9 protein-coding genes are annotated in these 12068 nt (G+C 62.6%); 7 read left to right on the forward strand and 2 right to left on the reverse strand.

Annotated features, from left to right (window positions below):
• The first annotated feature begins 148 nt into the window (after window positions 1-148).
• Window positions 149-1939, forward strand: a complete 1791-nt coding sequence (locus JFN91_RS00870; protein ID WP_199387338.1) for a thiamine pyrophosphate-requiring protein — start codon at window positions 149-151, stop codon at window positions 1937-1939.
• Between the two features lie 329 nt (window positions 1940-2268).
• Window positions 2269-3138 carry an ADP-polyphosphate phosphotransferase gene (locus tag JFN91_RS00875; protein WP_199387339.1) on the forward strand — a complete coding sequence of 290 codons (870 nt, stop codon included), beginning with the start codon at window positions 2269-2271 and terminating at the stop codon, window positions 3136-3138.
• A gap of 67 nt (window positions 3139-3205) precedes the next feature.
• On the opposite strand, the gene JFN91_RS00880 is transcribed toward JFN91_RS00875, so the two are convergent.
• Both JFN91_RS00880 and ligD read right to left on the reverse strand, forming a co-directional pair.
• A complete protein-coding gene (locus tag JFN91_RS00880; protein WP_183344353.1) occupies window positions 3206-3382 on the reverse strand; it encodes a DUF1328 family protein in 177 nt (58 codons plus the stop codon).
• Between the two features lie 233 nt (window positions 3383-3615).
• On the reverse strand, window positions 3616-6345 hold the full coding sequence (gene ligD, locus JFN91_RS00885) for a DNA ligase D (RefSeq protein ID WP_199387340.1): 2730 nt from the start codon (window positions 6343-6345) through the stop codon (window positions 3616-3618).
• Window positions 6346-6491: 146 nt separating this feature from the next.
• Here ligD and JFN91_RS00890 point away from each other — a divergent pair, with 146 nt between their 5' ends.
• The 5 genes from JFN91_RS00890 (at window position 6492) to JFN91_RS00910 (ending at window position 12061) form a co-directional block, all read left to right on the forward strand.
• Entirely contained in the window at window positions 6492-6671 is a 180-nt protein-coding gene (locus JFN91_RS00890; protein ID WP_199387341.1) for a YlxR family protein, read from the forward strand.
• 25 nt (window positions 6672-6696) lie between these two features.
• On the forward strand, window positions 6697-6864 hold the full coding sequence (locus JFN91_RS00895) for a hypothetical protein (protein ID WP_199387342.1): 168 nt from the start codon (window positions 6697-6699) through the stop codon (window positions 6862-6864).
• A 107-nt stretch (window positions 6865-6971) separates the two neighbouring features.
• Window positions 6972-7412 (forward strand): ferritin-like domain-containing protein, encoded by a 441-nt coding sequence (locus tag JFN91_RS00900; RefSeq protein WP_199387343.1) that lies wholly within the window; start codon window positions 6972-6974, stop codon window positions 7410-7412.
• Window positions 7413-7734: 322 nt separating this feature from the next.
• On the forward strand, window positions 7735-9630 hold the full coding sequence (treZ, locus tag JFN91_RS00905; protein ID WP_199387344.1) for a malto-oligosyltrehalose trehalohydrolase: 1896 nt from the start codon (window positions 7735-7737) through the stop codon (window positions 9628-9630).
• A complete protein-coding gene (locus tag JFN91_RS00910) occupies window positions 9617-12061 on the forward strand; it encodes a DUF3536 domain-containing protein (protein WP_199387345.1) in 2445 nt (814 codons plus the stop codon). Before treZ ends, JFN91_RS00910 begins: the two co-directional genes overlap by 14 nt.
• Window positions 12062-12068 lie beyond the last annotated feature (7 nt).

A 12068-nucleotide genomic window follows, 5' to 3' on the forward strand; every position in this document is an offset into this window, starting at 1 on the left:
GATGAAAAAAGATTAACCTGTTGTATCAAGGCCGCCGGTCTTGTCAAGCGGGCTCCCAAAAGGCAGGCCCGGCGGTTGACAAAGAAAGTCGGGTTCCTAGACTGTTAGGGGGATTAGAAAAATTAAATCTAATGAACGGGGAGGTCTCATGACAACAGCCAGTGATTACCTGGTGCAGCGGCTTTACGAATGGGGGGTGCGCAAGGTCTACGGCTACCCCGGCGACGGTATCAACGGCGTGATGGGCGCCTTGAACCGGGACAAGGAGAAGGTGGCTTTCATCCAGACCCGCCACGAAGAGGAGGCCGCCTTCATGGCCTGCGCGCACGCCAAGTTCACCGGCGAGGTCGGGGTCTGCATCGCGACTTCCGGGCCGGGCGCCATCCACCTGTTGAACGGGCTCTACGACGCGAAGCTCGACCATCAACCGGTGGTCGCCATCGTGGGCCAGCAGACCACAACGGCGCTGGGCGCGGACTACCAGCAGGAGGTGGATCTTCTGTCGCTGTTCAAGGACGTGGCCCACCATTACGTTCATATGGCCACCAGCGCCGAGCAGGTGAGGCAGCTGGTCGACCGTGCCATCCGCATCGCCCTGGCCGAGCGCACCGTCACCTGCGTCATCTTCCCGACCGACGTGCAGGAGATGGACGCGGTCCCGTCGCCGGTGCGCAAGCACGGCTCCACCTTCACCGGGCTGGGCTTCACCCGACCGGAGATCGTGCCGGCTCGTGACGACCTGAGACGTGCCGCCGACGTCCTCAATGCGGGCAAGAAGGTGGCCATGCTGGTCGGCGCTGGCGCGCTGGGCGCGGGCGAGGAGGTCGCCATCGCGGCCGAGAAGCTGGGCGCGGGGGTGGCCAAGGCGCTTTTGGGCAAAGCGGTGCTCCCCGACGCGCTCCCCTACGTTACCGGGTCCATTGGGCTATTGGGCACCAAGCCCAGCTGGGAGCTGATGAAGGAATGCGACACGCTGCTCATGATCGGCAGCGGCTTCCCTTATGCCGAGTTCCTCCCCAAGGAGGGGCAGGCGCGCGGGGTGCAGATCGACATCAGCGCGAGGATGCTGGGGCTGCGCTACCCCATGGAAGTGAACCTGCAAGGCGACGCCAAGCTTACCCTCCGGGCGCTGATCCCGCTGCTCGAGCAGAAACAGGACAGCACCTGGCGTGACTCCATCGAAAAGGGCGTCAGCGAATGGTGGGAAGTGCTGGAGGCCCGCGCCAAGCTCGAGGCCAAGCCGATCAACCCTCAGCGCCTGTTCTGGGAACTCTCGGCCCAGCTTCCCGACAACTGCATCTTGACCTGCGATTCCGGGTCCTCCGCCAACTGGTACGCGCGGGACCTCAAGGTGAGGACAGGGATGATGGCGTCCCTTTCCGGCGGGCTGGCCACCATGTGTCCCGGTGTCCCCTACGCCGTCGCCGCGAAGATGAACTACCCGGACCGGCCGGTCATCGCCATGGTGGGGGACGGCGCCATGCAGATGCAGGGCATTAATGGACTGGTGAACATCGCCAAGTACTGGCAGGAATGGAGCAACCCGCAGCTGGTGGTGCTGGTGCTGAACAACGGCGACCTGAACCAGGTGACCTGGGAGCAGCGCGTCATGAACGGCGATGCCAAGTTCAGCGCCTCACAGGACATACCGCAGTTCCCGTACGCAGGCTACGCCGAGATGCTGGGACTGGAAGGGATCCGGCTGGAGGACCCCGAGCAGATCCGCTCCGCCTGGAGGACGGCGCTTTCCGCCAACCGGCCGGTGGTGATCGATGCCCGATGCGATCCGGACGTGCCGCCGCTGCCGCCGCACATCACCTTCGACCAGGCCAAGGGGTTCCTGTCCTCGCTCTTCAAGGGCGACCCCAACCTGGGCGGCATCATCACCCAGTCGGCCAAGCAGATGATGTCGACGCTGCTGACCAGGAGTGAGAAGTAAGGGGGCAATAGGGGGGAGGACGTGAGGTCGTCAGGTGCTGCGCTTCGTGAATTGCAGAGCGGTTTTTCCAGGAGTCAGAAACCTTTGCACTAAAATCACCATCAAAGGGACCGCCCATAAGGCGGTCCCTTTGTATTGTTACCTCCCCCTCCCTTGAGGGGGGCGGGGGTGTGTGAAGCCGCAAGGTATGGGAAATAATGGCGCAAGGGGAGGGGGGACTACGGGCATTCCCCTCCCTGCGAGCCAATGAGGAGCGCGGCTTTAGACTCTCATTGAAAAGCTGGCAATCTGCGTTAGCCTCAACAGGTGTCATGACAAAGGAGGCGCACATGAAGATCTCGACCGAGCAGTTCCGGGTGAAGCCGAAGGACGAGGTGGACCTGAAGAAACGGCCTACCTCGGTCCCACCATTTTACCGCTCCAAGGAAGAGTACCAGGAGCTTCTGTGCGAACAGATCGAACGGCTGAGCGCCCTGCAGGGGCTGCTCTACGCCAACAACAGCTGGTCGATCCTGCTCATCTTCCAGGCCATGGACGCGGCGGGCAAGGACAGCATGATCAAGCACGTGCTCTCCGGGATCAACCCCCAGGGGTGCGAGGTCTACTCGTTCAAGCATCCAAGCCCGGAGGAACTGGACCACGATTTTCTCTGGCGCAGCATGCGCCGCCTGCCGGAACGCGGCCGCATCGGCATTTTCAACCGCTCCTACTACGAAGAGGTGCTCATCGTCCGGGTGCACCCGGAGATCCTGGCGGCGGAGAACCTCCCGGACAAGTTGGCCAACCACAAGAACATCTGGCGCGACCGCTTCCGTTCCATGAACGACCTGGAAGCGCACCTGACCCGGAACGGCACCCGTATCATCAAGTTCTTCCTGCACGTCTCCAAGGAGGAACAGCGCAAACGCTTCCTGGAGCGGATCGACAACCCGGAGAAGAACTGGAAGTTCAACCAGGACGACATCGAGGAGCGCAAACTCTGGAAGCAGTACATGAAGGCCTACGAGGAATGCCTTATCGCCACCAGCAGCAAGGAGGCGCCGTGGTACGTGGTCCCCGCGGACGACAAGAAGAACGCGAGGCTCGTCGTGGCCCAGGTGGTCGTGAACCTGCTGGAAGAACTGAAGATGAGCTACCCGGAAACGTCCGAGGAGAAGCGCCGGGAACTGCTGGCCATAAGAGACGAGTTGGTGAAATAAGAAGTGGTGGTTTCGGCTAAACAAAAGGCGGCTTGCGCCGCCTTGATTGAAAGTCCTGCCAAAGTAGCTATCGTGTGATGCTCCGTCCTGCCAGAAGGCCTGCCACCAGCATAACCACTGCAACCACCAGGAACAGGTAGAAGAGCAGTTTGGCGATACCGGCTGCCGCTGTTGCAATACCACCGAATCCGAACACTGCGGCTATTACGGCGATAATGAAGAAGATGATGGCCCAACGTAACATGATCGTTCACCTCCCCTTACCCTCATTAACTTCCTTAAACAAAGTGTATCATGGGAGGCGCCCAGTTTTATATCTTGTATTTTTTTAATTTTATCGGGCCGTTTGCCGCTGGCGCACCAGGGTGCCGGCTCCCCTCCGTGAACACCACCCTCACCTGCCCTTCGGGCACCCTCTCCCAGAGGGAGAGGGAACCGGTGGAAGATCCTGCCTAATCGGGTTCTCCATGGTTCCGCCTACCGCCGCTCCAGGTTTTCGATGCACTGCTCCAGGTCGATTCCCGGCCCCAGCACCCCCGCGAACAGGTCCCCCAGGTGTTCCAGCCGCCGCGGCATGGTGGCGATGGTGAACTGGCTTGGGTCGAGACCCCGTTGCACCTCCTCCCACTTGAGCGGGGCCGAGACGGTTGCCCCTGGCCTGGGGCGGATGCTGTAGGGGGCGGCCAGGGTCTGACCCGGCTTGTTCTGCAGGAAGTCGAGGTAGACCTTTTTCTGGCGCAGCTTCGGGCTGCGCAGGATGCTGGTGAACTCGGGGACCTTGTGGTGCACCAACGTGGCGATGACCCGGGCGAACTCGCCTGCGGCGTCGTAGTCGTACTTGGCGCCCAGCGGCACGTAGATATGGATGCCGGTTGCGCCGGAGGTCTTGGGGAAGCTGACCGCGCCGGCCCGCTCCAGCACCTCCCGGACCGCCAGCGCGGTCTCGATCACCTTGGCGAACGGGATGTCCTCCGGGTCGAGGTCGATCACGAAGTAGTCAGGGTAGTCGAGGTTCTGCAGGCGTGACAGCCAGGGGTTGATCTCGATGCAGCCGAGGTTGGCCATGTACACCAGCGTCGCCTCGTCCTGGCAGACGAAGAACTTGATGTTCTTGTCCACGTGCTTGGAGTAGATCTCCCGGGTGGTGATCCATGACGGCGGCAGTTCCCCGGCCTCTTTTTGGAAAAAGCCGGGCTCGGTGATGCCGTTGGGGGTGCGGTACAGGGACTCCGGGCGGTCGACCAGGTGGGGAAGCATGGCGTGGGCCATGGTGCGGTAGTAGTTGATGACGTCTCCCTTGGTGTACCCCTGGTCCGGCCAAAACACCTTGTCCAGGTTGGAAAGCTCCAGCCGGTGGCCGTCCAGGATCAGCAGCTCTTCCTGTCCTTTCTTGCCGCTAGTCCCTTTCTTGCCGGATGAGCGCTTCGGGACGGAAGGGGGCGACGGGGGCGCAGCCCGCTCCGGAACCGGGGGTGGCGTGGACCCGACCAGTTCGCGCACCACGCTCCTGGGATCCTTGTCCTCCCTCAGTCCCAGGTAGATGGGCTGGCGCATCACGTTCTCGTCGGTCCACTCGGAAAACTCCACCTCGCAAACCAGTTCCGGCTTCACCCACGTAATCGGCATGTCCGACTTGACCGGCTGCTGGAAGGGAGAGCTGTCCTGCACCAGCGGCTGCAGCAGTTCGTACATCTCCTTGAGACCGGCGTCGTCGAAGCCTCCGCCGGCGAAACCGATGCAGACCAGCCGGTCGTCCTCGTACACGCCGAGCACCAGCGCGCCCAGCCCTTTCCGGCTGCGGCGCGGCTGGGTGAAGCCGCAGATGACTGCCTCCTGCTGGAAGCGCACCTTGATCTTCAGCCACTCCTTGCTTCTTTTTCCGGACTGATACAGGCTCGCGGCGCGTTTGGCCAGGATCCCCTCCAGGTTGTTCTGGCGCGCCAGCTCGAAGAACTCCTTGCCGGATTCCATGATGTGGTCGCTGTAGCGGATGTCGGGCAGGTCGGGCAGCAGGGCGCGCAGCCTTTCCTTGCGGGCGAGGAGCGGCTGGTTGCGCAGGTCTTCGCCGTTCAAGTAGAGGAGGTCGAAGACGAAGTAGGCGATGTTGCCGCGGCCGGTGCGCTGGTAGTTCTGCAGTAGTTGGAAGTAGGAGCGGCCGGTTTCGTCCAGCACCACCACCTCGCCGTCCAGGACGGCTTGTATGCCGAGGGAGGCGAGAGCCGCCACCACGGTGTGGAACTTCTTGTTGAAAGAGAGGTTGTTGCGCGAGTAGAGGGCGACGTTGTGGCCGGAGACCTCGGCGATGGTGCGGTAGCCGTCCAGCTTGATTTCGAAGAGCCAGTCCGGGTCGTCAAAGGGCTCGGCGGCGGAGGTGGCCAGCATGGGGGGGCCGGCTGACACCGTGGACCCAGTGGACCCGGTGGACGCGGTGGACCCTGTGGACCCGGGAGAGTTGGTGAAGTTGGTGGGGGTGGTTGAGGTGGTTGGGGTGGAAATTTCTGCGGGCGGAGTTGGGGCGGTGCTGGCGGCTTGCCCCTCCCCCCGGAGGGGGGAGGCCGGGTGGGGGGAAGCCGGTGTAGCGGCCGCACCTTCTTCAGCACGCTGCGCCTGCACCGGCATGCGCTGCGGCATCCTCCCGGCGCGGACGTCCTCGATGGTGGCGTTGCTCACCACGGAACGCTCCTGCAGGGTCACGTCTTCGCTGCCGGCATACTGGTCCTTTTTCTTAATCAAGAGCCACGAGTTCCCCTTGTCGCCCTTGATGCGCACCAGGGCGTACTCGCCGTTCAGCTTCTCGCCGTGCAGGACGAACTTCAGGTCCCCCTTCTGCAACCCCTCGCGCAAAAGCTTGAGACTCTGATCCGGTTCTTCGCTCGCGGCGGCGTGAAAGGTGCCGGTATCCCAGATGATCACCTCGCCGGCACCGTAGTTCCCTTTCGGAATCACCCCCTCGAAATCACCGTACTCGTACGGGTGGTCCTCCACCATCATGGCCAGACGCTTAACGGACGGATCGAGCGACGGCCCCTTGGGGATCGCCCAACTTTTCAGCACGCCATCGATCTCCAGACGAAAATCGTAGTGCAGGTGGGAGGCGGCATGCTTGTGGACCACGAAGCGCAGAGCCCGCTCGGAACGGCCCCCTTTCCCCGGCGGTTCAGGCGTTTTGCTCAGATCCCGCTTGCGGTGATACTGCTCCAGTCCCATGAGAAAACCTCCTTTGGCTGCACATGAGTCTATCACAGCAGCATGAACCGGGAGATTGACAAAAGAAGTCGGGCGGCTAGATTATTAGGCGTTGCCAATTTTGGCCCATTAAAAGCCCGGACAGGGCACCAGAAAGGAGAAGAAGCATGAAGGTCCAGGACATCAAGGAAATCGCCCAGAGGATGGACATCTCCTGCGGCAAGCTGAAAAAAGGCGAACTGATTCGCCTGATCCAAAGCAAGGAAGGGAATATCGCGTGTTTCGATTCGGGGCAGTCGTCCCGGTGCGGCCAAGGGGGCTGCCTCTGGGCGGAGGACTGCAACTGACCACCATCCGGAAAGGAGGCGCCACATGGACTTCGACTACACCAAGTACATCTACCTGCCGGACTGCAAGGACGGCTGCGGCGCCATAACGGACTGGTTGAGCAGCAGGAAGATGGCGCGCGAGGCGGGGGAGAACCACCACAAGTCGACGGGTCATGACTGGGTACTGATCGAGAAGATGCGGGAGGAATAAAGGTCGTCATGTTATCGGCTTCATGCTGACTGAGGGGGGGAGAGCGGTTTTCCCGCGGGACACGCCCCGCGTGCAAACAAATACCAACAGCTGATCCGGAGGAAAGCATGAACAGAGACGATATTCTCGACCAATTGGAAAAACTGATCCAGCTCGACGTGGATGCCACCCACGCCTATGACCAGGCCATCAAGAACGTGAACGAGGTGACCATCAAGGACAAGCTGATCCAGTTCCAGGCGGACCACCGCAAGCACATCGACCTCCTCTCCGCGAAGATGCTGGAGCTCGGGGGGACCCCGCCGGAGCTGAGCTCCGACTTCAAAGGGTTCCTGATCTCCGGCTTCACGGCTCTGCGCAGCCTGACCGGCTCGAAAGGGGCGCTGGAGGCGATGGAGAGCAACGAGCGCCTCACCACCAGCCGCTACGAAGAGGCCTCGCAGCTCGACTTCCCGGTGGACATCTCGGCCATCGTGCGCGCCAACTACGCCGATGAACAGCGCCACCTCTCCTTCATCCGCGAAGCGATCCCCACCCTGCGCAAGTAGAAGGAAGGCAATGGACAAATGACAATGGACGGTTGACAACGAATGCCGCCGGTGCCGTACTCGCAACGGTGCCGGCGGCTTTGTGCTGCCCGCACGATGGTTATGGAGTCGCATCGGCGGGGGCGTCACAGGTCAGCCCGGATCCAATCGGATTCGGGCTCTTTTTTTCATTAGGAGCGCGCCGGACGGTACTCATCTTCTGCAAAACAGCCTCTCGCAAGGCGTTGACATGAACAATCGCTAATGTATCTTTGGTGAGTGTTTTTTTATGTGAGCGGCGGCGGTTTCATGAGAGAGGCGGTCACGGCTGGCGGAGGTGGGTATGGTGGCAGGTGGCTGGCGCGTCGAGCTGGGGGCTACGGTCTTGAAGGAGGGGGGGACGCAGTTCCGGGTCTGGGCCCCCAAGTCGAAGACGGTGAACGTCCTCATCCTGTCCGGCAAGGCGACCGGGACGGTGGCCATGCAGCCGGAGGGAAAGGGCTACTACTCCATCACCGTGCCCGGTGTGGCCGACGGCGACCGCTACCTGTACCAGCTCGAGTCCGGCAACACCTTCCCCGACCCGGTGTCGCGCTTCCAGCCCGACGGCGTGCACGAGGCCTCCCAGGTGGTCGATCCTGAGCAGTTCCTCTGGACCGAGGAGGGGTGGCGTGGCATCCCGCTGGAACAGTACCGCATCTACGAGATCCACGTCGGCACCTTCACCCGGGAGGGGACTTTCGAGGCGGTGATCCAGCACCTCGACTACCTGGTCGACCTGGGCATCACGGCAGTTGAGCTGATGCCGGTTTCCCAGTGTCCCGGCAAGCGCAACTGGGGCTACGACGGCGTGTACCACTTCGCCCCGCAGAGCAACTACGGCGGACCGGAAGGGCTGAGAAGGCTGGTGAACGCCTGCCACAGGAAAGGGCTCGCCGTGGTGCTGGACGTGGTCTACAACCACTTCGGCCCGGAAGGATGCTACCTGGACGACTTCGGCCCCTATTTCACCAGCAAGTACCGCACCCCCTGGGGGCGGGCCATGAACCTGGACGACGCCGACAGCGACCCGGTCCTGGAATACTTCCTCTCCAACGCAGCCTACTGGCTCACCGAATTCCGCTTCGACGCGCTGCGCCTGGATGCGGTGGACTGGATCTTCGACCAGACTCCCAAGCCACTGCTGCGCCGCCTGGCTGACGAGATCCGCCAGCACCGGGAGCGGCTGGGGCGGGACTTCTGCCTTTTCGCCGAGAACGACACCAACGACGTGCGCCTGATCAATTCGCCGGAGAAGTGCGGCTTCGGTCTCGACGCCCAGTGGTGCGACAACTTCCACCACGCCTTGCGGTCACTGTTAACCAATGAGATAACGGGGTATTACGAGGATTTCGGGCAGTTCAGCCAGTTGCAGAAGGCGTTCCAGGAGGCTTTCGTCTACACCGGGGAGTACTCCAGGTACCGCCGGCGGCGCCACGGGGGGCCGACCGAGAACCACCCGGGATCGCAGTTCGTGGTCTTCTCGCAGAACCACGACCAGGTCGGCAACCGCAAGTGCGGCGACCGGTTGAGCGCGACGCTCCCCCTGAACCAGCTCTTGCTGGCAGCCGCTTCCGTGATTCTCTCCCCCTACCTGCCGCTGCTCTTCATGGGCGAGGAGTACGGCGAGCGCGCCCCTTTCCACTATTTCATCGACCACACCGATCCGGAACTCGTGGAGTTGGTGCGCAAGGGGAAGCACGAGGAACACGCCTCGGGGGTGTGCGAGGGAGATATCCCCGATCCCGCCGCGGAGTCGACCTTCGAAGAGTCGATCATCGACGTGGCGAGTCCGAAGGAAGGGGAGCAGGCGGTGATCCTTGCCTTCTACAAGAAGCTCTTCGCGCTGCGCACCACCCTCCCGGCGCTGCAGGTGTTCCAGCGGGATGCCATGGCCATCTCCGGGCTCCCCGAACAGAAAATTCTCTTCCTGCGGAGGTGGAGCGGCGGCAACGCGGTGCTCTGCCTGTTCAGTTTCAGCAACATTCAGCAGGAGGTACCCCTTGCGCTGCCGCCGGGCAGCTGGGAGCGGGTGCTTGACTCGTCCGGGCAGCAGTGGCGCGGCCCGGGTGAGGAAGCGCCGGAGCGTGTAGAGGGGGGCGAGGCGGACGGCAGCCAAAGGACCATGATCAGGATCAACCCGTTCAGCGTGGTGGTCTACAGCACCAATCTTTCAGGAGGAGACCATGGAGCAAGCTAAGGAGCGTTTCGTCTGTATCCACGGGCACTTTTACCAGCCTCCCCGCGAAAACCCGTGGCTCGAGGCGGTGGAGATACAGGACTCCGCCTTTCCCTATCATGACTGGAACGAGCGCATCACGGCCGAGTGCTACGCCTCCAACTCGGCGTCGCGCATCCTGGACGGCGACAGCCGCGTCATGGATATCACCAGCAATTACGCCAAGATCAGCTTCAACTTCGGCCCCACCGTCCTCTCCTGGATGGAACTCGCCGCGCCCAATATCTACAACGCCATCCTGGCGGCGGACAAGCAGAGCATGGAGTGGCGCTCCGGGCACGGTTCGGCCATCGCCCAGGTCTACAACCACATGATCATGCCGCTGGCCGACGCGCGCGACAAGCGCACCCAGGTGGTGTGGGGCATCGCGGACTTCCAGAAACGCTTCGGCCGCTTCCCGGAGGGGATGTGGCTCGCGGAGACTGCGGTCGACCTGGAGACCCTGGGCATACTCGCCGAGCAGGGGATCAAGTACACCGTGCTTGCCCCGCACCAGGCCGAGGCCTACCGCGCGCTGGGGACCGAGGAGTGGACCGAGACCGAGATCGACCCGACCCGGGCCTACCTCTGCAAGCTCCCCTCAGGGCGCTCCATCACCCTCTTTTTCTATGATGGCCCCATCTCCCGGGCGGTCGCCTTCGAGAACCTCCTCGATAGCGGCGAAGCCCTCGCCGGCCGGCTGGTGGGCGGATTCACGGAGGACCGGGACTGGTCGCAGTTGATGCACATCGCCACCGACGGCGAGACCTACGGCCACCACCAGAAGTTCGGCGACATGGCGCTGGCCGCATGCCTGAACCACATCGAGGGGAACAACCTGGCGCGGCTCACCAACTACGGCGAATACCTGGAACTGTGCCCGCCGGCAATGGAGGTGAGGATCCGCGAACGCACTTCCTGGAGCTGCGCCCACGGCGTCGAGCGTTGGAACAGCGACTGCGGCTGCTCGGGGGGCATCCAGGGGTGGAACCAGCAGTGGCGCACCCCGCTGCGCGCCTCGCTGGACTGGCTGCGGGACCGCCTGGCCAAAGCCTACGAGCAGAAGGGGCGCGAGCTCTTCAAGGATCCGTGGCAGGCCAGAGACGCCTACATCGAGGTGATCCTGGACCGCGGCATGGAGCAGTCGGAGCGCTTCCTGGCGCAGCACGCCGCCCGCGAGCTATCCAAGGACGAAAAGATCATGGCGCTCAAGCTGTTGGAGATGCAGCGCAACGCCATGCTCATGTACACGAGCTGCGGCTGGTTCTTCGACGAGCTTTCCGGCCTGGAAACGGTGCAGGTGATCGATTATGCGAGCCGCGCCTTGCAGCTCGCCGAGGGGATCGTGGAGGGCAACGTGGAAAAGGCCTTCCTGGACCGCCTCAAGGAGGCGAAGAGCAACATCCCCGACCACCACGACGGGCTCTGGATCTACCAGAACTTCGTGCTCCCGATCCGGCTCGACCTGGTCAAGGTGGGGGCCCACTACGCCTTCAGCTCCCTTTACGAGGAGTACGATGAGCACTCCCAGATCTACTGCTATGCCATCGCAAAGGAGGAGTACACCAAGTTTTCCACCCCTGACGCGGTGATGGCGATGGGGCGCATCCACATGGCAAGCGAGATCACCGAGGAAGAAGCCTGCCTCACCTTCTGCGTCATGCGCATCGGCAGCCACGACTTCAAGGGGGGCGTGAAAGAAGAATGCGACCCGGGCGCGTACGCGGCCATGCGCGAGGAGATGAGCGGCGCCTTCGACAAGGGGCTCTACACCGACCTGGTCACCCTGATGGACAAGCACTTCGGCACCCACAGCTTCTCGTTGATCAACCTCTTCAGCGACGAGCAGCGCAAGATCATCAACCAGATCATCAGGCAGAACATGGAAGAGGAGATCGCCAGCTACCAGGAGATGTACGAGCGCAGCCGGCCGCTCATGGAGTTCGTCAAGGAGACACGAGTCCCGGTGCCGCAGATCTTTATGGCCGTGGCGCAGCCCGCGCTTAACGAGGCGCTCCGGCATGCCATGAGCGAGGACGAGGTCGACGCGGACCAGGTGCGCAGGATCGTGGGGCAGATCGGGTCCTGGGGCGTGGCGATCGAGGAGCCGGGGACCGAGTACTTCATGAGGCGCCATCTCGAGGAGATGTCGGGGCAACTGGTACAGGATCCGTCCGACCTGAAGCTGATCGCCCGGATGCAGAAGTACATGGACCTTTTGAACGAGATTCCCATCAACGTGGTGCTCTGGCAGATGCAGAACGACTACTACCAGCTCGCCAAGACCGTGTACCCCGAGTATCTCACCCGTTCCGCCGGGGGCGAGGAAGGGGCCGGCATCTGGCTGGATGCATTCAGGAAGCTCGGGGAGACCCTGCGCTTCAACCTGGGGGCGGTGCTGCCGCAAGCCTAGACCGGGG

It is taken from the genome of Geomonas anaerohicana (genome assembly GCF_016458305.1).
Taxonomy (GTDB): domain Bacteria; phylum Desulfobacterota; class Desulfuromonadia; order Geobacterales; family Geobacteraceae; genus Geomonas; species Geomonas anaerohicana.

Coding starts and splice junctions, on each gene's coding strand:
- JFN91_RS00890 (WP_199387341.1), top strand. CDS start 6,492: ATGAAGGTCCAGGACATCAAGGAAATCGCCCAGAGGATGGACATCTCC.
- JFN91_RS00880 (WP_183344353.1), bottom strand. CDS start 3,382: ATGTTACGTTGGGCCATCATCTTCTTCATTATCGCCGTAATAGCCGCA.
- JFN91_RS00875 (WP_199387339.1), top strand. CDS start 2,269: ATGAAGATCTCGACCGAGCAGTTCCGGGTGAAGCCGAAGGACGAGGTG.
- treZ (WP_199387344.1), top strand. CDS start 7,735: ATGGTGGCAGGTGGCTGGCGCGTCGAGCTGGGGGCTACGGTCTTGAAG.
- ligD (WP_199387340.1), bottom strand. CDS start 6,345: ATGGGACTGGAGCAGTATCACCGCAAGCGGGATCTGAGCAAAACGCCT.
- JFN91_RS00900 (WP_199387343.1), top strand. CDS start 6,972: ATGAACAGAGACGATATTCTCGACCAATTGGAAAAACTGATCCAGCTC.
- JFN91_RS00870 (WP_199387338.1), top strand. CDS start 149: ATGACAACAGCCAGTGATTACCTGGTGCAGCGGCTTTACGAATGGGGG.
- JFN91_RS00910 (WP_199387345.1), top strand. CDS start 9,617: ATGGAGCAAGCTAAGGAGCGTTTCGTCTGTATCCACGGGCACTTTTAC.
- JFN91_RS00895 (WP_199387342.1), top strand. CDS start 6,697: ATGGACTTCGACTACACCAAGTACATCTACCTGCCGGACTGCAAGGAC.